Source organism: Streptomyces montanus (assembly GCF_005786655.1).
Lineage (GTDB): Bacteria > Actinomycetota > Actinomycetes > Streptomycetales > Streptomycetaceae > Streptomyces > Streptomyces sporangiiformans.
Window position 1 is genome coordinate 41,000 of record NZ_VBZC01000055.1, and the last position, 22,535, is coordinate 63,534.

Genomic DNA, 22,535 nt, shown 5'->3' on the forward strand with positions numbered 1-22,535 from the left:
CAGCGCGGTGATCCATCCGTGGCATCGCGTCCCCCAGGCGTACGCCTTGAACGGGCCAGTGCCTCCGACGCACGACACGATCCCTGTCATGCGCTCACCTCGCCGCCATGCCCTGCTCGTACCGGCGCTGCTGTGCGCGCTGGCCGTCCTGGCGGCCGGGTCCACGGCGGCCATAGGAGACGCCGGGGATTCCGATGGCTCCGGCGGCTCCCGTGGCGCCGGAGCCGAGGTGGCGCGGCTGCTCGAGGAGACGTCCGTCGCGACGCATCAGTACGAGGAGGGACGCAGGGAAGCCGAGGCGCAACGAGCCAAGGCGCGGCGGTTGGAGCAGCTTCTCGCGCGGGAGCGGCGGAACATCGACGTACTGCACGAGGAACTCGGCCGGATCGCGCGCGCTCAGTACCGCAGCGGAGGCTCGCTCCCCCAGGCGGCGCAGATGCTGCTCGCGGACAGCCCCGAGGATCTGATGCGCGGTCAACATGCCCTGTGGCAGGCCGACCTGGCGCTCAACAACACCGTCATCAAGAGCCGCCGCGCGGAGACACAGCTCGCCGCCGACGAGGCGAAGGCCTCCGCGGCCTGGCAGGCGCTGGAGCGGCGCAACGACCGGCTCGCCGAGATGAAGCGGGGGATCGAGCGGAAGCTCGAAGCGGCTCAGTGGACGCTTCAGGGGCGGGCGGACGCCTCGGTCGCGGCGGGATCGTGCCGCGGCGCCGTCCGCCTCGGCGAGCGGAAAAGAAAGAGCTTCACGCGCGCGTGGGTCGCACCGGTGGAGACGTACGAACTCTCCGCGGGCTTCGGCAGCGGCGGAGCGCACTGGGCGAACGGGCACACCGGGCAGGACTTCGCGGTGGACATCGGCACGCCGGTGCGTTCGGTGGGCGAGGGACGGGTGGTGAAGGTGTCGTGCGGCGGCGCGTTCGGCGTCGAGGTCGTGGTGCGGCATCCGAACGGCTACTACACGCAGTACGCGCACCTCTCAGCCGTCGCCGTCGACCAGGGGGAGCGGGTGGCGCCGGGACAGTGGATCGGCCAGTCGGGCACGACCGGCAACTCGACCGGCCCGCACCTGCACTTCGAGGTGCGTCTGACGCCGTACCTGGGGTCGGGTGTCGATCCGCTGGAGTGGCTGGCCGAGCATGGAGTGCACCTTTAGGGGCTTCTCTCCCCGATTCAGGGGCTACTCCCCCAGGCTTTCGGCAGGCTCCGGGCCCGCGTCCCGCTCACCCGCGCTCTGCGAGCATCCGCTCGATCACGACGGCCACCCCGTCCTCGTTGTTGGCGACCGTGCGCCCGGAAGCCGCGGCGATCACGTCGGGGTGCGCGTTGCCCATCGCGTACGACGTGCCCGCCCAGGTGAGCATCTCGACGTCGTTCGGCATGTCCCCGAAGGCGACGACCTCCTCGTGCGAGATGCCGCGCTCGGCGCAGCACAGCGCGAGCGTGCTGGCCTTGGAGACGCCGGGGCCGCTGATCTCCAGCAGCGCGCTGGGGCTGGAGCGGGTGATGACCGCCCGGTCGCCGACGGCGATGCGGGCCAGGCCCAGGAAGTCGTCCGGGGCGATGTCGCTGTGGTGGGCGAGCACCTTGAGCACCGGTTGGTCCGCGTCCTGCGCGTCCTCGGCGAGGAGTTTCTCGGCGGGCGCGATGGTGTCCGGCGGCTCCATGTGCAGCGACGGGTAGGTCGGCTCCAGGTGGAAGCTGTAGGTCCGCTCGACGGCGAACGCCGTGCCGGGCGCGGCGGCGCGCAGCATGGTGACGACGTCCAGGGCGGTCTCGGTCGCCAACTCCCGGATCTTGACGAACTGGTGGCTTCCGGGGCCGCCGTGCAGGTCGACCACCGCGGCGCCGTTCCCGCAGATGGCCAGCCCGTGGCCGTGGACGTGGTCGCTGACGACATCCATCCAGCGGGCCGGGCGGCCGGTCACGAAGAAGACCTCGATACCGGCCTCCTCGGCGGCGGCCAGAGCGGCGACCGTTCGCTGCGACACGGACTTGTCGTCGCGCAGCAGGGTGCCGTCCAGATCCGTGGCGATCAGCCGGGGCGGAACGGTGGAGGCCGGGGGCGGGGGCCGGCGGGTCGCTGAGGTCACCTCGCCATTGTCCCGCATATGCCAGCACGGCCGTGTGGAACCTCGCACATCTGCATGCCGTACGCCCTCACCTGTACCTTTGCCTGCTCCCTGCTCCCTGCTCCCTGCTCCCTGCTCCCTGCTCCCTGCTCCCTGCCCCCCGGCCCTCGCGCCTTCGTGTGCTTACCGGAGCCTCGGTGAGCAGCGTCAGCCCAGCTGCCCGACCGCCTCCATCGCGATGTGCTCGAAGACCTTCTGGTCCGCCGCGAAGTCCGAGTCCGGGATGGGCCAGTGGATCACGATGTCCGTGAAGCCCAGCTCCCTGTGCTTGCCGGCGAAGTCGACGAACGCGTCGAGGGACTCCAGCGGGCGGAGACGGTCCGGGGTGAATCCGGTGAGCAGGATCTTGTCGAGCTCGTCGACATCACGGCCGACCGTGTCGCACGCGGCGGCCAGCTTCTCGACCTGTCCGCGAATGGCTTGAACCGACTGCTCCGGAGTGCCCGTCTCGAGGAGCTTCGGGTCGCCCGTGGTCACCCACGCCTGTCCGTACCGGGCCGCGAGGTTCATTCCGCGCGGCCCGGTGGCGGCCACCGCGAACGGCAGCCGGGGGCGCTGGATGCAGCCAGGGATGTTGTAGGCCTCGTGTGCCGAGTAGAACCGGCCGTCGTACGAGACGGAGTCCTCGGAGAGCAGCCGGTCGAGCAGCGCCACGAACTCGCCGAAGCGGTCGGCCCGTTCGCGAGGCGTCCAGGGCTCCTGGCCCAGAACGGTGGCGTCGAAGCCGGTGCCGCCCGCGCCGACGCCGAACGTGATACGACCGCCGGAGCTGTCGTCGAGCGAGATCAGCTCCTTGGCGAGAGGGACCGGATGCCGGAAGTTCGGCGAGGTCACCATCGTGCCGAGGCGCAGATGGTCGGTGGCGCCCGCGGCCGCGGTCAGCGTCGGCAGCGCGCCGAACCACGGCCCTTCACGGAACGTCCGCCACGACAGATGGTCGTACGTGTAGGCCGTGTGGAAGCCCAGCTGCTCCGCGCGCTGCCACATGGACCGCCCTCCCTCGTGCCAGCGGACATACGGCAGGATCACGGTGCTCAGGCGCATACTCATGCCACCGAGCCTAAGCGCAGTCGAGAAGGCTGCCCGGCCAGGTGCTCCGTGCCGGCCGTCAGGGCACTGCGTGCGGGCCGCCCGGTCGTTTCCCTGCGGAGCCGTCAGTGCGCACCGGGAAACCGCAGGTAGCGCGGCGGTACGGCGGCTGTGAGCCAGACTCCGTTGGCGCTGACCCGGAAGACGTGGCCGTCGCGGTGCATGGCGGCGGCGTCCACGGAGAGCACGACGGGGCGACCGCGGCGGGCACCTACGCGGGTCGCGGTCTCGCGGTCCGGTGAGAGGTGCACGTCGTGCCGTGCCATGGGTTTCAGGCCCTCGGCACGGATCGCGTCCAGGCTGCGGGCGACCGTCCCGTGGTAGAGGTACGCCGGCGGGGTCGCCGGGGGCAGGCCGAGGTCGACCTCGACGGAATGGCCCTGGCTGGCACGGATCCGGTTGCCCTCGATCGCGAAGCGCCGCTTGTCGTTGTTGGCCACCACGTGATCGAGCTCCTCCCGCGTGAACCGGAAGCCGTGCGCGGCGGCCGCGGCCATCAGGGTCTGGATCTCCACCCAGCCGCCGTCGTCGAGCGTGAGTCCGATGCGCTCGGGCTGGTGCCGCAGATGCTTCGAGAGGTATTTCGACACCTTCAGGGTGCGTCGTTCGTCCATCTCACCTTTCTTCATCTCCCCTTTATCCACCCCATCTTCGCCCATTTCGACAGGGTATCCGCGAGACGCTGATCACTCATTTGATGAAGGCTCGGAGGTTTGATCCACAGCGAAGTGCGTTATCCACAGGGGAAGTTGACGAGTCTGTGGACAACTCACCTTTCGCTTGAGCGCTTTCGTCAGCCTTTTTATAGAGCTTCATGGACCTTCATGGGACTTCATGGGATTCGCGTGATGTGCGGCAAGTGTGTGTGCATCGCACCTCACAGCGGCGGCTCCATCCGTGCGATCGCGCGCAGGGCCCTCGGCGTGAAGCGGGACATGAGGCGGCCGCCGCGTGCCTCGGGTGTCACGGGCACCACGGGCTCGTTGTGGACGACGGCGCGCAGCACGGCGTCGGCGACCTTCCCCGGAGGATAGTTGCGCAGCCTGTAGATCCGGGCGGTCTTCTTCCGGAGGCGTTTCTCCTCGTCGGCGTCGACCCCCGCGAAGCGCGCCGTCGAGGTGATGTTGGTGTTGACGAAGCCCGGGCAGATAGCGGAGACCCCGATTCCCCGGCCCGCCAGCTCCGCGCGCAGGCACTCGCTGAGCATCAGCACCGCCGCCTTGGACGTGCTGTAGGCGGGCAGTGCCTTCGAGGGCAGATACGCCGCCGCCGAAGCGGTGTTGACGATGTGGCCGCCCTGCCCCCGCTCGGCCATCTGCTTCCCGAAGAGCCGGCAGCCGTGGATCACGCCCCACAGGTTGACGTCGAGGACCTGTTTCCAGTCCTCCGGGGTGGTGTCGAAGAACGAGCCGGAGAGCCCGATCCCGGCGTTGTTCACCAGCACGTCCACCACCCCGTACTCGGCGGCGACCTTCTCGGCGAGCTGCTCCATGGCCTGTGCGTCACCGACGTCGACCGTCTCGGCCCACGCCTCGGGGGCGCCCAGCAGACGGGCGCGCTCCGCGGTGCGGACCGCGCTCTCCGTGTCCCGGTCGACGGCCACCACGCGCGCGCCGGCCTCGGCGAACGCGAGGGCCGTGGCCCGCCCGATGCCGCTGCCCGCGCCGGTGACCAGCACGAGCTGCCCGCCGAACCGGTCCGCGTGGGTGCCGGTCGCCACCGGGACGGGCCGTCCGCCCTCGGTGGACGTCACGAACTCGGTGATCCAGGAGGCCAGTTGATCCGGCCGGGTGCGGGGGATCCAATGCTTGGCCGGGAGCGTACGGCGCACCGACTGGGGGGCCCACCGCTCCAGCTCGTCGTAGAGCCGCTCCGACAGGAAGGCGTCGTCCAGGGGCGTGATGAGCTGCACGGGCGCGTGTGCGTACGCGTCGACGCGCGGACTGCGCAGGCGCGCCCGTACGTTGTCCCGGTACAGCCACGAGCCGTGTGCCGCGTCCGAGGGCAGCGACGACGTGGGGTAGCCGTCCGCGGGCAGCTTCTCGGCTCGCCGCAGGATCTTCGGCCACCGCTTGCCGAGCGGGCCGCGCCAGGCCAGCTCGGGCAGGGCGGGCGCGTGCAGCAGGTACACGTACCAGGACTTGGCGCCCTGGCCGAGGAGCTGACCGACCCTGCGGGGGGTCGGACGGGTCATGCGCTTCTTGATCCAGTGCCCGAAGTGGTCGAGGGACGGCCCCGACATCGACGTGAAGGAGGCGATCCGCCCCTCGGTGCGCCTGACCGTGACGAACTCCCAGGCCTGCACCGACCCCCAGTCGTGCCCCACCAGGTGCACCGGCCGGTCCGGACTGACCGCGTCCGCGACGGCCAGGAAGTCCTCCGTCAGCTTCTCCAGCGTGAAACCGCCGCGCAGCGGCCGCGGGGCAGTCGACCTGCCGTGCCCCCGCACGTCGTACAGCACCACATGGAAGCGCTCTGCGAGGCGCCTCGCGACCTCGGACCACACCTCCTTGGAGTCCGGATAGCCGTGCAGGAGCAGCACCGTGGGCTGCGTCTCGTCTCCCAGCTCGGCGACGCACAGCTCGACGCCGCCCGTGCGTAACCGGCGCTCGCGCGCGTACTTGAGTAAAGCTGAGGTCATGCCACCGTCCCGTTCCACGCTGATTGCGGTACGCGTTCGTAACTTGACACTGACGAAGGTGACAATGGGGCGGAGGTCGCGTCAATAGGGCCGTGTGAGGCCTGTGGACAACCGGTCCGATGTGGATACCGCCGGTTGTTCTACTTCAGGGGGACCCTTACGGGCTCGTACGACTGGAGAGTGATACCGATCCAGCTCCCTGGGTTGACGCCCGCTGTGGCCTGCGCCACTACTTTCGAAGCGTGACTGTGATCGCGACCGAAAGCCTGAGCAAGCGGTTCCCCAGGGTGACCGCGCTTGACCGGCTCTCCGTGGATGTCGGGCCCGGTGTGACGGGACTCGTCGGGGCCAACGGAGCCGGCAAGTCCACACTGATCAAGATCCTGCTGGGTCTGTCCCCCGCCACCGAGGGCCGCGCGGAAGTACTGGGCCTCGACGTCGCCACCAAGGGCGGCGCCATCCGCGAGCGGGTCGGCTACATGCCCGAGCACGACTGTCTGCCGCCCGACGTCTCGGCCACCGAGTTCGTCGTCCACATGGCGCGCATGTCCGGCCTGCCCCCGACGGCGGCGCGCGAGCGCACCGCCGACACGCTGCGCCACGTCGGCCTGTACGAGGAGCGCTACCGCCCGATCGGCGGCTACTCGACCGGCATGAAGCAGCGCGTGAAGCTCGCGCAGGCCCTCGTCCACGACCCCCAGCTGGTCTTCCTCGACGAGCCGACCAACGGCCTCGACCCGGTCGGCCGCGACGAGATGCTGGGCCTGATCCGCCGCATCCACACCGACTTCGGCATCTCGGTCCTGGTGACCTCGCACCTGCTGGGCGAGTTGGAGCGCACCTCCGACCACATCGTCGTCATCGACGGCGGCAAGCTCCTGCGGTCCAGTTCCACCACGGACTTCACCCAGACCACGACGACCCTCGCCATCGAGGTCACCGACAGCGACGAACACCCGGACGGCACCCGCGCGGTGCGCGAGGTGCTGCACGCGCGCGGGATCGACACGCACGACGGCAGCGGACTGCCGGGCGCGGGCCACATCCTGCTGCTCACAGCGGAGGGCGAGCAGACGTACGACCTCGTACGCGACGTCGTCGCCGATCTCGGCCTGGGCCTGGTCCGCATGGAACAGCGCAGGCACCACATCTCGGAGGTCTTCAACGACACCGACGAAGCGCGGGACGACCAGCGGAAGGAGGCGGTCGGCCATGGCGGTTGAGCAGACCCCGGCCCGGGCCGGCGAGCAGACCCGGATCCACAACATCGGCTACCGCAACTACGACGGCGCGCGCCTGGGCCGCGCGTACGCCCGCCGCTCGCTCTACTCGCAGTCCCTGCGCGGCGCGTACGGTCTGGGCCGCTCGGCCAAGTCCAAGGTCCTGCCGATGCTGCTCTTCGTGGTGATGTGCGTGCCCGCGGCGATCATGGTGGCCGTCGCGGTCGCCACCCAGGCGAACGACCTGCCGACGGACTACACCCGTTACGCGATCTTCCTGCAGGCGGTCATCGGCCTGTACGTGGCCTCGCAGGCGCCGCAGTCCGTCTCGCGCGACCTGCGCTTCAAGACCGTACCGCTGTACTTCTCGCGCCCCATTGAGACTGTCGACTACGTCCGCGCCAAATACGCGGCGCTGGCCTCGGCGCTGTTCATCCTCACGGCCGCACCGCTGCTCGTGCTCTATGTGGGCGCGCTGCTGGCCAAACTCGACTTCGCGGACCAGACCAAGGGATTCGCACAAGGGCTCGTCTCCGTGGCACTGCTTTCCCTGCTCTTCGCCGGCATCGGCCTGGTCATCTCGGCGGTCACGCCGCGCCGCGGCTTCGGCATCGCGGCCGTCATCGCCACGCTGACCATCTCCTACGGGGCGGTGTCCACCGTCCAGGCCATCGCGTTCGACCAGTCCAGCACCGGTGCGATCAGCTGGCTCGGCCTCTTCTCGCCCATCACGCTCATCGACGGAGTGCAGACCGCCTTCCTCGGAGCCTCGTCCTCCTTCCCCGGAGGAGTGGGCCCCTCGAACGGTGAGGGCGTCGTCTACCTCCTCGTCGTCCTGGGCCTCATCGCCGGCTGCTACGGCCTCCTGATGCGCCGCTACCGAAAGGTCGGACTGTGACCACGCTCAACATCGACCATGTCTCACGCTGGTTCGGCAACGTGGTCGCCGTCAACGACATCACCATGACGATCGGCCCCGGCGTCACCGGCCTGCTCGGCCCGAACGGCGCCGGAAAGTCCACCCTCATCAACATGATGGGCGGCTTCCTGGCCCCCTCCACAGGCTCCGTCACGCTCGACGGACAGCCGGTCTGGCGCAACGAACAGATCTACCGGCAGATCGGCATCGTCCCCGAGCGGGAGGCGATGTACGACTTCCTCACCGGCCTTGAATTCGTCGTCGCCAACGCCGAACTGCACGGTCTCGGCAAGAAGGCCGCCCAGAAGGCCCTCGCCACGGTCGAGATGGAGTACGCGCAGGACCGGAAGATCCAGACCTACTCCAAAGGCATGCGGCAGCGCGTGAAGATGGCCTCCGCACTCGTCCACGACCCGTCCCTGCTGCTGCTCGACGAGCCCTTCAACGGCATGGACCCGCGTCAGCGCATGCAGCTCATGAACCTGCTCCGGCGCATGGGCGACGAGGGCCGCACGGTGCTGTTCTCGTCCCACATCCTCGAAGAGGTCGAGCAACTCGCCTCGCACATCGAGGTGATCGTCGCCGGACGGCACGCCGCCAGCGGCGACTTCCGGCGCATCCGCCGCCTGATGACCGACCGCCCGCACCGCTACCTCGTGCGCTCCAGCGACGACCGCGCGCTCGCGGCCGCGCTCATCGCCGATCCGTCGACCTCCGGCATCGAAGTGGACCTCCAGGAGGGCGCGTTGCGCATCCAGGCGGTCGACTTCGGGCGGTTCACGACGCTGCTGCCGCGGGTGGCCCGGGACAACGGCATCCGGCTGCTCACGGTCTCGCCGTCCGACGAGTCCCTCGAATCCGTCTTCTCGTATCTCGTCGCGGCGTAGGAGGCCGAAGATGTACGACCCCACAGTCGCCCGGCTCACCTACCGTGGCCTGCTCGGCCGCCGCCGGGCTCTCATCCTGGGCGCGCTGCCCGTCCTGCTGATCGTGATCTCGATCGCGGTACGCGTCTTCGCCGGCGCCGACGACCAGGTGGCCTCCGACGTCCTCGGCGGGTTCGCGCTCGCCACCATGGTGCCCATCATCGGCGTCATCGCCGGGACGGGCGCGATCGGGCCCGAGATCGACGACGGCTCGGTGGTGTACCTCCTCGCCAAGCCGATCAAGCGCCCCACGATCATCTTCACCAAGCTGATCGTCGCCATCGCGGTGACCATGGCGTTCTCGGCGATCCCGACGTTCCTCGCCGGGATGATCCTCAACGGCAACGGGCAGCAGATCGCCGTCGCGTACACCGTGGCCGCGCTCGTCGCCTCCATCGCGTACGCCGCCCTCTTCCTGCTGCTCGGTACCGTCACGCGGCACGCGGTGGTCTTCGGGCTCGTCTACGCCCTCGTCTGGGAGGCCCTCTTCGGGTCGCTCGTGTCCGGCGCGCGCACGCTCAGTGTCCAGCAGTGGTCGCTCGCCGTGGCCCACAAGGTCACGGGCGGGGACCTCGTCACCTCCGACGTCGGGCTGACCACAGCGACGGTGCTGCTGGTCGCGGTGACCGTGGCCGCCACGTGGTTCGCGGGACAGAAGCTGCGCACGCTGACACTGGCCGGGGAGGAGTGAGGGCTCCTTGATGCCGGCTTCACACGCGTAACGGCACACTTGCTCAAGGGGATGCGCGCAGCGAGGAGGAACGGGGATGGCAGGGCAGACACCGCGCGACGGTCACGGGGAGTCCGAGGACATCTGGGACGACCTCGTCCTGGACGAGGACTTCATACGGTCCGCCGAGACGGCCGAACCGTCGGCGCGTGCCCGCATGCTGGCCGCCCGCTGGCGCGATGAAGGCCCCGAACCGCAGCCCTGGCGGTCCGACGAGCCTCCCGCGGGATGGTTCTTCAGCAAGGCGCGCCGTCGCAGGTGGCGCCGCCGGTAGCCGTCCCGGGCGCCCCGTTTATTCGGTGGCGCCCGACTCGGCGTACGGGCAGAGTGGTGTTGTCCGAGTCGCCGGGTCCGCCGGCGCCACATGCTGGGAGAGGAGCGCGACGATGCCCATCAGTAGCAGTTCGTCGAGTTCCCGACAGGGCAGCCCGCAGCGGGCTCCGGAGTAGCTACCTCTCCGTCGAGTCCGCCCCACACAGGGACCTGCCCGGGACGGCCGCTTCGAGCGCGCATCTCGCGCGGGCCGTCTTCCCGGAGGATTGGCCGAGCGGTAAGGCACCGGCTTGCTAAGCCGTGGTCGGGGGCCACCCCGCGCGCGTTCGAATCGCGCATCCTCCGCCAGACGCTGTCGCTTTGACTCAGCGGGTTTCTGGTTGCCGCTTGGTGGAGGTTTTTCCCACCCGCGCGCCCTTGAGCGGAGGTCTTTTCCCACCCGCGCGCCCTTGATAGGGCGGACGGGCGGGGGAAGTTCAGGGGCGGGCCGGCCGCGCGCCGTCGCGGGACGCATGCGGTGCTCGCGGCACCTACGGGGTGGCATGCGGCGCGTGTTCGCGGCGCGCGCTCAGCCCAGCAACCGCTCCAGCACCACCGCGATCCCGTCCTCCTCGTTGGACAGGGTCATCTCGTCGGCGACCGCCTTGAGTTCCTCATGGGCGTTGGCCATCGCCACGCCGTGGGCGGACCAGGCGAACATGGGGATGTCGTTGGGCATGTCGCCGAAGGCGATGGTGTCGGCCGCCTTGACGCCCAGGCGGCGGGCCGCCAGGGACAGGCCGGTGGCCTTCGAGAGGCCTAGGGGGAGGATCTCGACGATGCCCTCGCCCGCCATGATGATGTTCACCAGGCCGCCCGCGGCCTGGCGGGCCGCCTCCGCCAGTTCGTCGTCGGAGAGCCTGGGGTGCTGGATGTACATCTTGGTCAGGGGCTCGGCCCACAGTTCCGCGAGGTCGGTGAACGGGACGGCCTGCAGCAGCCCCTGGACCTGGTAGCGGGGGCCGACCAGGACGTCGCCGTCCAAGCCGTCACGGCTCGCGGCAAGGGCCAGCGGGCCGACCTCGGCCTCGATCTTGGCGACCGCCAGGCCGGCCAGCTGCCGGTCGAGGGTCAGCGATGTGAGCAGCCGGTGCGCCCCGGCGTCGTACACCTGCGCGCCCTGAGCGCACACCGCGATCCCGTCATAGCCGAGTTCATCGAGTATGTGCCGGGTCCAGGGCACCGCCCGCCCGGTGACGACGATGTGCGCGGCGCCCGCCGCGGTCACCGCGGCGAGCGCCTCACGAGTGCGCTCCGAGACCGTGTCGTCGGAGCGCAGCAACGTTCCGTCGAGATCGGTCGCGACGAGCGTGTACGGGAAGGTGGGAGCGGAGGAACTCACTTGGCTCACTTGGCGACCGGCTCCAGAATCTCCCGGCCTCCGAGATACGGACGCAGCACCTCCGGCACGCGTACGGAGCCGTCGGCCTGCTGGTGGTTCTCCAGGATCGCCACGATCGTGCGCGGTACGGCGCACAGCGTGCCGTTCAGCGTCGCGAGCGGCTTGACCTGCTTTCCGTCACGCATGCGGATCGCCAGACGGCGCGCCTGGAACTCGGTGCAGTCCGAGGTCGACGTCAGCTCGCGGTACTTGCCCTGGGTCGGGATCCAGGCCTCGCAGTCGAACTTGCGGGCCGCCGAGGAGCCGAGGTCGGCCGTCGCCACGTCGATCACGCGGAACGGCAGCCCGAGCGAGGTCAGCCACTGCTTCTCCCACTCCAGCAGGCGCTGGTGCTCCGCCTGCGAGTCGGCGGGGTCGACGTACGAGAACATCTCGACCTTGTCGAACTGGTGCACGCGGAAGATGCCCCGCGTGTCCTTGCCGTGCGAACCGGCCTCGCGGCGGTAGCAGGGCGAGAAGCCCGCATACCGCAGGGGCAGACGGTCGCCGTCGATGATCTCGTCCATGTGGTACGCGGCGAGCGCCACCTCGGAGGTGCCGACCAGGTACAGGTCGTCATTGTCCAGGCGGTACACGTCCTGCGCGGCCTGGCCGAGGAAGCCCGTGCCGGCCATGGCCTGCGGACGGACCAGCGACGGGGTCAGCATCGGCGTGAAGCCGGCGGCCGTGGCCTGAGCCATCGCCGCGTTCACCAGCGCGAGTTCCAGGAGCGCGCCGACGCCGGTGAGGAAGTAGAAGCGGGAGCCGGAGACCTTCGCACCGCGCTCGACGTCGATCGCACCGAGCGTGGTGCCGAGTTCCAGGTGGTCCTTCGGCTCGAAGCCCTCGGCCGCGAAGTCGCGGATCGTGCCGTGCGTCTCCAGCGTGACGAAGTCCTCTTCGCCGCCGACCGGGACGTCGGGGTGCACGAGATTGCCGAGCCGGAGCAGCAGCTCCTGGGTCTCGGCCGCGGCCTCGTCCTGCGCGGCGTCGGCCGTCTTGACGTCGGCGGCGAGCTGGCCCGCCTTCTTCAGGAGCTCGGCCTTCTCGTCGCCGGAAGCCTTGGGGATGAGCTTGCCGAGCGCCTTCTGCTCGGCGCGCAGCTCGTCGAAGCGGACGCCGGAGGACCTGCGCCGCTCATCGGCGGAGAGCAGGGCGTCGACGAGCTCGACGTCCTCTCCACGGGCGCGCTGCGACGCACGCACACGGTCGGGGTCCTCACGGAGCAGGCGAAGGTCAATCACCCCTCAAGGCTACCGGTGCGGGGTTCCGGTCCACGACCCGGTATTCCGATCTACCGCCTCTGTAGCGCTTTGGGAGATGTGCCGGTTCTGTCAATGAATGGAACGATGCTCCCCGGAATGGGGCGGACGGGCTCGGCGAGTTGACTCGATTCCCTTGTGGGGAACGGGATTTGGAGGGTGGGTTGTCCACAGGAATCCACACCCCCCAAAAGTTATCCACAGGCTGTGCGAAAGATCTGTGGATGCCGGAGGTGATCGTTCCGAAAGCCGCATGAAGGGCGCAGGATTCCCGAACCGAACTCTCCCTACACCCACTTTCGAGTGGAAATGGGTCGCCCCAACGAGTTGATCAATGGAAAAGGGTGGACGGAGGGTGATGCGTCATGGGGTGGGCTGAGTTAGGTCCGGTAGGGCGATTTGTCGACCATGTCGTGCTTAGTTGTCGACTTGTCCCCAGGTCGAGATGGCCACCTGTGGATAACTTCTGTGGATGAAAGAAATCCGCTGGTAGGACCGGCTTCAGGGCCGGCCGTCCTGGCGTCTCAGAACCGGCCGTCCTGGCGGCGGGCCAGCCAGTCGGACGCCGCCGCGAACTCCCCGTCGGACGTGCCGGCCTCCGGAGTGCGGACGCTCTGGGGGTCGACCTCGGCCCGCGGATAGGACCCGAGGAACCGCACCTGGGGACAGCGCCGCTTGAGCCCCATCAGCGCCTCGCCCACCCGGCGGTCCGCGATATGGCCCTCGGCGTCGATGGCGAAGCAGTAGTTACCGATGCCCTCACCGGTCGGCCGGGACTGCAGCAGCATCAGGTTGACCCCGCGTACGGCGAACTCCTGGAGGAGTTCGAGCAGGGCACCCGGGTGGTCATCACGTTGCCAGACGACCACGGACGTCTTGTCCGCGCCGGTCGGTGCCGCGGGCCGGGCGGGCTTGCCCACGAGGACGAAGCGGGTCTGCGCGTTCTCCGCGTCGTGGATCTCCGTCTCCAGCGGTTCCAGCCCGTACCGCTCCGCCGCGAACTCGCCCGCGAACGCGGCGTCGTAGCGGCCCTCCTGCACCAGGCGTGCCCCGTCCGCGTTCGAGGCCGCCGACTCCCAGATCACGTCCGGGAGGTGGTTCTTCATCCAGTTGCGCACCTGCGGCTGGGCGGCCGGGTGCGCGGTCACCGTCTTGATCTCCGACAGCTTCGTGCCGGGCCGGACCAGCAGCGCGAAGGTGATCGAGAGCAGCACCTCGCGGTAGATCATCAACGGTTCGCCGGCGACCAGCTCGTCGAGGGTCGTGGTGATGCCGCCCTCGACGGAGTTCTCGATCGGTACGAACGCGGCCTCGACCTCGCCGCCTCGGACCGCGTCGAGCGCGGCGGGCACGGACACCATCGGGATGAGCTCCCGGGTGGCGGTCTCCGGAAGTGTCCGCAGAGCGACTTCGGTGAAGGTGCCCTCGGGGCCGAGATACGCGTAGCTGGCTGGCATGGCCTCACCCTAATGGGCCCTGAGCGGCCCGGTTCACGATTCTCGCTCCGGCCGCCCCAGGGGACGCCCTCATCCCTCCAGCAACCGCTGCCCCACGTACTCCCCCTTGGCCGCGCCGCCCGGCACGGCGAACAGCCCGCTCGCCTCGTGCCGGATGAACGTGGACAGCGCGTCCCCCCGGTCGAGCTTGCGCTGCACCGGCACGAAGCCGCGCAGCGGGTCGGCCTGCCAGCAGACGAAGAGCAGGCCCGCGTCCGGTACCCCGTCCGCGTCGAAGCCGTCGTGGAAGGAGAACGGTCGGCGCAGCATCGCGGCACCGCCGTTCTGGTCGGGCCGGGTGATGCGCGCGTGCGCGTTGATGGGGATGACGAGCTTGCCGGACGCGTCCGTCTTCTCCAGAGCCGGCTCGGTGGTCTCGGTGCCGCCGGTCAGCGGTGCCCCGTTCGACTTCCGCCGCCCGATGACGTCCTCCTGGGCCTTGAGCGAGAGCTTCTCCCAGTCGTCGAGGAGCATGCGGATGCGGCGTACGACGGCGTACGAGCCTCCCGCCATCCATGCCGGGTCGCCCGAGCCGGGCACGAAGATCCGCTGGTCGAAGTCGGCCTCGGACGGCTTCGGATTGCGCGTGCCGTCGATTTGACCCATCAGGTTGCGGGCCGTCATCGGCAGTGCGGTGGCGCCGGGCGAGCGGTTGAAGCCGTTCATCTGCCAGCGGACCCGGGCCGCAGAGCCGGCGTCCTTCTGTATCGCGCGCAGGGCGTGGAAGGCGACGAGGGAGTCGTTCGCACCGATCCGCACCCACAGGTCGCCGTTGCTGCGCGACTTGTCGAGGTGGTCCGAGGAGAAGTCGGGCAGCGGGTCGAGGGCGACCGGGCGCTGCTTCTCCAGTCCCGTACGGGCGAAGAAGCTGTGCCCGAAGCCGAAGGTGACGGTCAGGGACGACGGGCCGGCGTCGCGGGCGACATCCGTGTCCTCGCTGCCCGTCCTCTCGCCTGCCATCAGCCGCTGGGCCGTGGCCGACCAGCGGCGTAGCAGCGCTGCCGCCTCCTTGCGGCCCGAACCCGCCGCCAGGTCGAACGCGACGAGATGGCCGCGTGCCTGGAGGGCGGTGGTGATGCCCGGCTGATGTTTCCCGTGAAACATCACCTCGTCCGTGCCGAGCGAGGCGAGGGGCGTGGCCTGGTCCGCGGAGGGTGCGGCGGCATACCCGGCGGCGCCGCCCGCCGCGCCGAGCGCGAGCCCGGTGGCACCGGCGGTACCGAGCAGCCGCCGCCGCGAAATGGAGCCCTGAGGGGAGGGCTCCTGGGGAGCGGTATCCGAAGTGGACTGTTCAGGCATGGTGAGGTTCAGCCGATCTGCGCGTTCTTGTCCACGGTCACCTGGTCGATGTCGGAGGTCCGCACCGTGACCGCGATGTTCCAGTTGCCCGCCATGGGGATCTGCACCCCGCTCGCCGTCCAGTGTCCGGTGGCGATCCGGTCGGGGACCACGGGCAGCGGCCCGATGTCCTTCGACTTGAGCGTGAAGGCGACCTTGACCTCGGGAATGTCGAAGGCCCTGCCGTTGGGACGCTCCGCATAGACGTGCATGTCGTTGCCGCCGACGCGTGCCGGGTCGATTTCGAGCCGCGCGACGCCCTTGCCGTCCTGTCCGCCCGTGTCGAAGGGCATCTCCAGGGACACCGCTCCGGTCTGCGGCGAGGTGGCTGCTGCGGTGGCGGCCTTGGCCTCCTCCACCGTGCGCCCCGGTTCGGTGGACGTCAGCACGGTGGTCACGGCGAGCAGGACCACGGCGACGCCTGCTTCGGCGAGCACCGAGCGGCGCAGGCCGTAGCGGTGCGGGTCGGCGTCGCGGACGCGCTTCTGGCGTGCGGTGGCCACGGCGGCCCGCTGCCGGGCCAGCTGGGCCGCACGCTTGCTGTCTCCGACTCCGCCGACCTGGGCGGCGACCGGCTCCTTCTCGGCCGCACGCTCCTCCGACTCCGCGTCCGCCGCGTCCGCCGTGTCCGCCGCGTCCTCCGTGTCGTGCACGGCTTCCGCGTCCTCCGCGTCCTCCCGAGCCGGCGCCTGCGCCAGCTGGGCGGTCCAGCGCCGGGAGATCCACGCGATGCCGACGAGGACGGCCACCAGTCCGATCTTGACCAGCAGCAGTTGCCCGTACGACGTGCCGGTGAGCGCCGACCAGGAGCCGACCTGGCGCCACGACTGGTAGAGCCCGGTCGCGGCGAGCACGGCCACACTGCCGAACGCGACGCGCGAGAAGCGGCGTATGGCGAACGACTCGATCGAGGGCGCTCGGTAGAGCGCCAGGAGCAGCACCGACAGCCCACCCAGCCAGGCGGCGACGGCCAGCAGATGCAGGACGTCGACGGGCATCGCGAGCCCCGCCTGGATGCCGGTCGAGGCGTGCTCGGCCATTGCCCAGGTCGCGGCCAGGCCCGCCGCCACGACGACCCCGCCGATCGCGAGCCCGAAGGTCAGGTCCTGTTTCTCCTTCTCGTCCTCCCGCTTCTCGAACGCCCCGAAGAGAACGGCGATGAACAGCGCACCCGCGGCGAGCAGCAGCAGCCGCGCGACCAGCGCCGCGCCCGTCTTGGTCTGCAGCGCCTGGCTGAGCAGGTTCAGGTCGAAGATGTCCCCGACCTTCCCGGAGCCGGTGTAGGAGCCACGCAGCAGCAGCATGGCGAGTGTGGCCCCGGTGAGCGCGAGCCATCCGGAGACGACCAGCCGCTGCACCGGTCGTACCCCGGCGCCGCGCTGCCAGCAGGCGAGGACGAAGGCCGCGCCACCGATGAAGAGAATGAATCCCGTGTACGAGACATAGCGCGCGAAGCCATAGAGTCCGCCCACGACTCCGCCGCCCGCCGTCTGGTCGGACGTCGCGACGGAGGTCTTCGAGGGGGCACCCACGGAGAAGGTGAACGCGCCCGAGACGGGATGGCTGTCCGCCGACACCACCTGGTAGGTGACGGTGAAGGTGCCGTCGGGCAGGCCCGCGTGCAGCTTCACGGCGTACCTGTTGCTGCCCAGATCGCTGGTCTTGCCGGTGTCGACCTGCTTGCCCTTCGGGTCGAGTACGCGCACCGCGCCGTCGGACATCGCGACCTGCTCGGAGAAGGTGAGCGACACCTGGCTGGGCGCCTCGTCGACCACGGCTCCCTGCTGCGGGTCGCTCCCGATCAGCGCGGCGTGCGCGGAGACCGGCACGGCCCCGGCGAGGAGCGCACCGGTGACGGCGAGGAGCAGCAACAACAGGGTCCGGGTGCGGGGAGCGACGGCTTGCCTCACGGGGGTCCCTCCCTCAGTGGTGTGACACGGACGACGAAAGCGCGGCTGACGCCGAGGACGCCGAGGACATCGAAGAACTCGACGACGTCGAAGAACTCGAGGACATCGAGGACGTCGGCTGGTAGGTGGCGGACTTCACGGGCATCTCGACCTTGATCGGGTCGCTCTTCGTGAAGCGCAGCTCCACGGACACCGTCTCGCCTTCCTTCAGCTTGCGCTTCAGCTTCTCGAACATCAGATGGGTGCCGCCGCTTTCGAATACGAGTTGCCCGTTGGCCGGGATCTCGAGGTGACCGGCCCGCTTCATCGTCTGTCCGGACGTCTGGTGGATGGTGACGTCCTCGGCGATGTCGCTGGTGGCGGAGACGAGGTCGTCGGAGGAGTCGCTCTTGTTCACCACCACCAGATAGCCGGCCGCCATGGCGTCGGTGACCGGCTGGGGGATGTAGGCGGAGCGGACCGACAGGTCGACGTCCGCGTTCGTGCCGTCGGCCGATCCGCCGCAGCCGGAGAGGGCCAGACCGGCCGCCATGACGACGGCCGACGCGATCGGGCGCCTCACGGCTTCTGCCCCTTGATCAGCTTGGGCAGGTCCTTGGTGTAGTCGCCGACGGTCGCGTCCTCCCCGTACAGCACATAGCCCCCGTCGGTCTTCGGCGAGAACGCGATGACCTGGGTGCCGTGCATCGACGTGACCTTGCCGTCCTTGTCCTTCTTCGGCGGGTCGATGGAGATGCCGAGGGTCCGGGCACCGGCCTGAATCGTGGAGAAGGAGCCGGTCAGGCCGGCGACGTCGGGGTCGATGCCCTTGAGCCACTTGCCGAGCGCGGCGGGCGTGTCCCGCTCCGGGTCGGTGGTGACGAACACGATGCGGAGCTTGTCCTGCTCGGCCTTGGGCAGCTGCTTCTTGGCGACGGCGAGGTTGTTCATCGTCAGTGGGCAGATGTCGGGGCAGTGGGTGTAACCGAAGTAGATCAGCGTCGGCTTGCCCTTGGTCTCCTTGCGGAGGTCGTACTTCTTGCCGTGTGTGTCGGTGAGGACGAGGTCCGGCTTTTCGAACGGTTTGTCGAGCACCGTCGCGGCCTTGTCGGAGCCGGTCTCGGCGGACACCTCGGCGACGGGCGCGCCGGCGTCGTCGCTGCTGCCGCAGGCGGAGAGGGTCAGTGCGGCCGCGGCGATCAGTGTGGCCGCGGCGAAGGAGTGCTTGCGCATAGGAAAATGTCCCGGTTGTGAGAGAACCGGCCCGCACCGGGGGCGTACGGCGCTGTACGCCCCTCGGTGCGCGCCAGGGGTGAGCTTGGGCGGCCTCAGGCGTTGGTACGCCGACGGCCGGCCAGAACGCCGAAGGCCACACCTGCCACGCCGACGACGATGCCGACGACGCCCAGAACGCGGGCCGTCGTGTCACTGGCGTCGGAGGAGGCGGCGGCCTCGTCGGTCGACTCCTTGGCGGCGGCCTTGGCGTCGTCGGAGTCGGCGGCCTCATCGGCGTCGGTGCCGGCGGCCCCGTGGTGGTCGTCTTCGGCGGCGGACAGTGCGAGCACCGGCGCCGGCGTCTCGGGCTCCTCCTCGCCCTCCTTCTGGGGTTCGATCCAGCGCACGACCTCCTTGTTGGAGTACGTCTGGATCGCCTTGAACACCAGCTCGTCGGTGTCCTCGGGCAGCGCGCCGACGGAGAGCGGGAACTTCTGGAAGTAGCCGGGCTCGATGCCCTTGCCGTCGGCGGTCCAGGTGACCTTGGTGACGGCCTCGCTGATCTTCTCGCCGTGGAGTTCGAGGGGCTTGTCGAGCTTGGACTTGGTGACCTTGACCTTCCAGCCGTCGACGGCTTCCGGCATGACCGAGGCGAGCGGGTGGTCCGTCGGGAAGTTCACTTCGAGCTTGGTGGTCGAAGCGTCGTCGCGCTCGTTCGGCACCTTGAAGTTGACCGTCGCGTACCCGCCCTTGGCGGCAGTGCCCTCCGGCGTCACGCTGACGTGCGCGAAGGCGGGGGCGGCGGACAGGACGAGGACGGCCGACGCGGCGGTGACACCGGCGGCGGCGATACGGGAAGCCTTCATGGCAGTGGACACTCCACTTTCAGCACTGGTTCGGTGAAAGAACGGGGTTGCGCGCGCGAAAAGACGGGCACGCGCGCGTGCCGCACGACGGCACCCCTTGGAGCGGTGCGTCGCGTCAGGCGGCGAGAACGAGGGCGGCGCCGGCAGGCGGACCTCGTCTGGTCACCGAGTGGTGCAGAACGGTCGTACGAGGGACCGGTGACGCGAGCCGCATGGCGCGCGGCGCGCGTGGCGCCGCCTCGGGCGTGCCCGGGAGCCCCGCCAACAGGGCCCGGACGAGGGCGAGAGCCCGGCCCGGGGTGCGTACGGTCCCTTCGACGACCCCGTCGACCCCGTGCGCCGACAGCCACATGAGGCGCCGCAGCGCGATGTCGCCGTTCCGCAGCAGCCACCCGGCGACGACGGCCGCGAGAACGTGGCCGAGCAGCATGGGCAGGGACGGCAGCAGCGACGTCGAGGATCCCGCCGCGGACGCCATGGCGTCCGCGGAGTGGGCCGAGTGCCCCATGGCCGTGCCCGCCGTGCCCGTCGTGCCCGGGTCGATCCGCGCGTCGGCGAGGATCCGCTGGGCCTGTGCCGGGGTGATCGTCGCGGCGGACGCACCGCACACCAGCCGCGCGGCCCGTGCCACGAGGGAGGTGTCCACGCTCCCGGATTCCAGCGTCGTGCCGTGCTGGCCGATCCCGAAGAGCGTGTGCAGCACGCTCTGGCCGACGGCGAGCAGCCCGGCGATGCCCGGCAGCGAACGCTCCCGCCCGGCGAGGGGTGCCGCGACGGCGAGGACGGCGAGGAATCCGGCCCCCAGCGACCACAGCGGAATGCCGTCGCACGAGGCGACCGCATGCCCGGCCGCGGCCAGCACGACGCAGACCGCGGCGAACATCGCGGCCCTCGTAACCCGGAGTCCACCTCCGGTGCGGGCACTGTGGGGGGCACTCATTGCGGGCTCATCATCGCACTGGGCCCATCCGCTCCATACGGCAGGTCCGCAAGGTTCCGTACCGCCCGGAAGATCATGTTCTGGGGCGACTCGCCCGCACATACACCGATCGCCGCCGTCGGCACATCCGCCGTATGGGCGGCATCACGTCAACGCCGTGCTTACATCCGGCCCCTTGGGGCAATACGTAACGGTATGTCGAGCCGCGGCCAGGAGGCTGGAGCATGAGCATCTGGTGGTCTCTCCATCTCCGGCGCGAAGCCGCGAGCGTCCCGCTCGCCCGGCGCCTGCTGCTCGGCACGATGGAGACCGCGGGGGTGGATCCAGATATTTCCTATGATCTCTCCGTCGCGTTGAGTGAGGCCTGTGCCAATGCCGTCGAGCACGGAGGCGGCTCCGATCACGGGGAGTCCGCCGGGGCCTACCAGGTCACGGCCTACCTCGACGGCGAGAGGTGCCGAATCGAAGTGGCCGATTCCGGTCCGGGTTTCCCGTCCGGCCCCTCGGTGAGGCACACCCCTCGTGTTCGATTCCGGCCCGCCCACACCGAAGCCGAGCACGGCCGAGGGCTGGGCCTGATCCAGGAGCTCGCCGACCACGTTCACATCGGCAACAAACCGGGCAGCGGCGGGGCGGTGGTCAGCTTCGACAAAATACTCAAGTGGAAGAAGGACTCGCCTCTGGTGGCGGTCTAGTGCCTTGGGCGACGGTCCCGTGGTGATGCAAACGGCCCGCCCTGGGTGAGTTGTCCGGCACTTCTCACCTCTCAGGCTCCTCACAGCTGCCCTACATGCTCTTGACGGCTGCGGTTCCTAGGTTTCCCCGCATGACGGGAACACACAGAGCCAAGACGATCACCCGGCGCCGCGCGATCGCGGTCACCGGAGGCGCGGCCGCCGCGGGCGGAATCGCGATAGCCGGATACCAGGCGGCGTTTGCCGACGAGGCCGCCACCGCGGAGACGGCCGCCGCGAGCGCGACAGGGACTGCTTCCAGCGCCGGCAGCGGAACGTGTGTCCTCATGTCCAGCGTCACGGAGGGGCCGTACTACCTGGACGGCGCCCTCGTGCGGAAGGACATCACCGAGGGCAAGAGCGGCGTCCCGCTGACGCTGCGCATCACCGTGCAGGACACCACGGAGTCCTGCGCCCCGGTCGCGGGCGCGGCCGTGGAGATCTGGCACTGCGACGCCTGGGGTTACTACTCCGGCTACACGACCGCCAATCCCGGTGGCTCCGCGCCCGCCGAGAGCGAGGACGGCTCGACCGCCAACGACAAGACGTACTTGCGCGGCTACCAGGTCGCGAACGCCAACGGGGTCGTCAAGTTCGAGACGATCTTCCCCGGCTGGTACACCCCGCGCACCACGCACATCCACGTCAAGGTGCACACGGGCGGCGAGAAGGAGGACGGCACCTACGAGGGCGGCAAGGTCAACTTCACCGGCCAGCTGTTCTTCGACGACGACATCGCGGCCGAGGTCCAGTCCCTGGAGCCGTACTCCAAGCACACCGGCAGCTACACCAAGCTCGACGACGACATGGTGTACGACGGCGGTGGCGGGTCCAGCGGGCTGCTCACTCTGAAGCCCGTGCACAAGAAGGACCCCTCCAAGGGCTACAAGGGGTACATCACGCTCGGCATCGACCCGGACGCCGAGAACACCGGCGCGGGCGGCGGGGGTGGCGGAGGCACGCCTCCGGGCGACGCGCCCAGCGGCGTGCCCAGCGACGCCTCGAGCGCGCCGGCGTCCTCGACCGCCTCGTCCACCGACTCCTCCTCGTAAAGGTTTACGTCGATGAGCAACCGCGAAAACGAGACGCTGGCGCAGGCCGCCGTGACCGCGCTGACCGGGCAACTGGCTCTGGCCCCGAAGCCCGGACTGCCCGACCCGCGCGATCTAGGCGCTCGTGTCACCGGGCAGGACCACTGCGCGCTGCGTTGGTCGGCCAAGGCGCTCGCGCCAGGCCTCGCGGCGATGGCGGCCGCCGCCCGCCGTACCGGTGAACCCACGAGCGAACTCCGTGCCGAACTGGGCTCGATCGGACGGTCCACCGAGCACTCGGTGGGCCTCGCGGGCGGCGGCCACCGCGGGGCGCTGTGGGTGCTCGGCCTGCTGGTCGCCGCGGCGGCCCTGGAGCCGCGGGCCGCGGGGCGCGACCTCGCCGCGACCGCCAAG

22 protein-coding genes and 1 tRNA gene are annotated in these 22,535 nt (G+C 69.8%); 10 read left to right on the plus strand and 13 right to left on the minus strand.

What is annotated here, in order from left to right; genetic code table 11:
* Positions 1-88 precede the first annotated feature (88 nt).
* Positions 89-1,156, plus strand: coding sequence for a M23 family metallopeptidase (locus FE633_RS36040; RefSeq protein WP_138049381.1), 1,068 nt, complete (start codon positions 89-91; stop codon positions 1,154-1,156).
* A 67-nt stretch (positions 1,157-1,223) separates the two neighbouring features.
* On the opposite strand, the gene FE633_RS36045 is transcribed toward FE633_RS36040, so the two are convergent.
* The 4 genes from FE633_RS36045 to FE633_RS36060 form a co-directional block, all read right to left on the minus strand.
* The gene (locus FE633_RS36045) at positions 1,224-2,111 is read right to left on the minus strand and encodes a Cof-type HAD-IIB family hydrolase (protein WP_171060262.1); all 888 of its coding nucleotides are present in this window, start codon (positions 2,109-2,111) and stop codon (positions 1,224-1,226) included.
* Positions 2,112-2,279: 168 nt separating this feature from the next.
* Positions 2,280-3,182 (minus strand): LLM class flavin-dependent oxidoreductase, encoded by a 903-nt coding sequence (locus FE633_RS36050; protein WP_138049383.1) that lies wholly within the window; start codon positions 3,180-3,182, stop codon positions 2,280-2,282.
* 104 nt (positions 3,183-3,286) lie between these two features.
* A complete protein-coding gene (locus FE633_RS36055) occupies positions 3,287-3,835 on the minus strand; it encodes an RNA 2'-phosphotransferase (RefSeq protein WP_138049384.1) in 549 nt (182 codons plus the stop codon).
* 263 nt (positions 3,836-4,098) lie between these two features.
* Positions 4,099-5,862, minus strand: a complete 1,764-nt coding sequence (locus FE633_RS36060) for an SDR family oxidoreductase (protein ID WP_138049385.1) — start codon at positions 5,860-5,862, stop codon at positions 4,099-4,101.
* Between the two features lie 248 nt (positions 5,863-6,110).
* Here FE633_RS36060 and FE633_RS36065 point away from each other — a divergent pair, with 248 nt between their 5' ends.
* From FE633_RS36065 to FE633_RS36090, 6 genes are all read left to right on the plus strand, one after another.
* Positions 6,111-7,085, plus strand: coding sequence for an ABC transporter ATP-binding protein (locus FE633_RS36065; RefSeq protein ID WP_138049402.1), 975 nt, complete (start codon positions 6,111-6,113; stop codon positions 7,083-7,085).
* Positions 7,075-7,980, plus strand: coding sequence for an ABC transporter permease (locus tag FE633_RS36070; protein ID WP_138049386.1), 906 nt, complete (start codon positions 7,075-7,077; stop codon positions 7,978-7,980). The genes FE633_RS36065 and FE633_RS36070 overlap by 11 nt, the downstream gene beginning before the upstream one ends.
* Positions 7,977-8,888 (plus strand): ABC transporter ATP-binding protein, encoded by a 912-nt coding sequence (locus FE633_RS36075; RefSeq protein WP_138049387.1) that lies wholly within the window; start codon positions 7,977-7,979, stop codon positions 8,886-8,888. Before FE633_RS36070 ends, FE633_RS36075 begins: the two co-directional genes overlap by 4 nt.
* Before the next feature lie 10 nt (positions 8,889-8,898).
* Positions 8,899-9,618: an ABC transporter permease gene (locus FE633_RS36080; protein ID WP_138049388.1), complete on the plus strand. Its 720-nt coding sequence runs from the start codon at positions 8,899-8,901 to the stop codon at positions 9,616-9,618.
* A 76-nt stretch (positions 9,619-9,694) separates the two neighbouring features.
* Complete coding sequence (locus tag FE633_RS36085) at positions 9,695-9,931, plus strand: SGM_3592 family protein (RefSeq protein ID WP_138049389.1); 237 nt, start codon at positions 9,695-9,697, stop codon at positions 9,929-9,931.
* A gap of 259 nt (positions 9,932-10,190) precedes the next feature.
* Positions 10,191-10,278, plus strand: a tRNA-Ser gene (locus tag FE633_RS36090).
* Positions 10,279-10,498: 220 nt separating this feature from the next.
* On the opposite strand, the gene FE633_RS36095 is transcribed toward FE633_RS36090, so the two are convergent.
* The 9 genes from FE633_RS36095 to FE633_RS36135 all read right to left on the minus strand — a co-directional run bounded on the left by FE633_RS36095 (position 10,499) and on the right by FE633_RS36135 (position 20,356).
* The gene (locus FE633_RS36095; protein WP_119105657.1) at positions 10,499-11,320 is read right to left on the minus strand and encodes an HAD family hydrolase; all 822 of its coding nucleotides are present in this window, start codon (positions 11,318-11,320) and stop codon (positions 10,499-10,501) included.
* Complete coding sequence (gene serS, locus FE633_RS36100; RefSeq protein ID WP_138049390.1) at positions 11,317-12,594, minus strand: serine--tRNA ligase; 1,278 nt, start codon at positions 12,592-12,594, stop codon at positions 11,317-11,319. Before serS ends, FE633_RS36095 begins: the two co-directional genes overlap by 4 nt.
* A 542-nt stretch (positions 12,595-13,136) precedes the next feature.
* Positions 13,137-14,069, minus strand: a complete 933-nt coding sequence (gene pheA, locus FE633_RS36105; protein WP_138049391.1) for a prephenate dehydratase — start codon at positions 14,067-14,069, stop codon at positions 13,137-13,139.
* Between the two features lie 69 nt (positions 14,070-14,138).
* A complete protein-coding gene (gene efeB, locus FE633_RS36110) occupies positions 14,139-15,407 on the minus strand; it encodes an iron uptake transporter deferrochelatase/peroxidase subunit (RefSeq protein WP_138049392.1) in 1,269 nt (422 codons plus the stop codon).
* 8 nt (positions 15,408-15,415) lie between these two features.
* Positions 15,416-17,356, minus strand: coding sequence for a copper resistance CopC/CopD family protein (locus FE633_RS36115; protein ID WP_138049393.1), 1,941 nt, complete (start codon positions 17,354-17,356; stop codon positions 15,416-15,418).
* A 13-nt stretch (positions 17,357-17,369) separates the two neighbouring features.
* On the minus strand, positions 17,370-17,918 hold the full coding sequence (locus FE633_RS36120; protein ID WP_342791243.1) for a copper chaperone PCu(A)C: 549 nt from the start codon (positions 17,916-17,918) through the stop codon (positions 17,370-17,372).
* Positions 17,915-18,568: an SCO family protein gene (locus FE633_RS36125; RefSeq protein ID WP_138049394.1), complete on the minus strand. Its 654-nt coding sequence runs from the start codon at positions 18,566-18,568 to the stop codon at positions 17,915-17,917. Before FE633_RS36125 ends, FE633_RS36120 begins: the two co-directional genes overlap by 4 nt.
* 95 nt (positions 18,569-18,663) lie before the next feature.
* Complete coding sequence (locus FE633_RS36130) at positions 18,664-19,416, minus strand: YcnI family copper-binding membrane protein (RefSeq protein WP_138049395.1); 753 nt, start codon at positions 19,414-19,416, stop codon at positions 18,664-18,666.
* A 115-nt stretch (positions 19,417-19,531) separates the two neighbouring features.
* Positions 19,532-20,356, minus strand: a complete 825-nt coding sequence (locus tag FE633_RS36135; RefSeq protein WP_138049396.1) for a hypothetical protein — start codon at positions 20,354-20,356, stop codon at positions 19,532-19,534.
* 224 nt (positions 20,357-20,580) lie between these two features.
* Here FE633_RS36135 and FE633_RS36140 point away from each other — a divergent pair, with 224 nt between their 5' ends.
* The 3 genes from FE633_RS36140 to FE633_RS36150 form a co-directional block, all read left to right on the plus strand.
* Positions 20,581-21,051: an ATP-binding protein gene (locus FE633_RS36140; RefSeq protein ID WP_138049397.1), complete on the plus strand. Its 471-nt coding sequence runs from the start codon at positions 20,581-20,583 to the stop codon at positions 21,049-21,051.
* A gap of 131 nt (positions 21,052-21,182) precedes the next feature.
* A complete protein-coding gene (locus FE633_RS36145) occupies positions 21,183-22,142 on the plus strand; it encodes an intradiol ring-cleavage dioxygenase (protein ID WP_138049398.1) in 960 nt (319 codons plus the stop codon).
* Between the two features lie 12 nt (positions 22,143-22,154).
* Positions 22,155-22,535 (plus strand): triphosphoribosyl-dephospho-CoA synthase (locus FE633_RS36150; protein WP_212747323.1); only part of this gene is annotated, 381 nt, incomplete at its 3' end.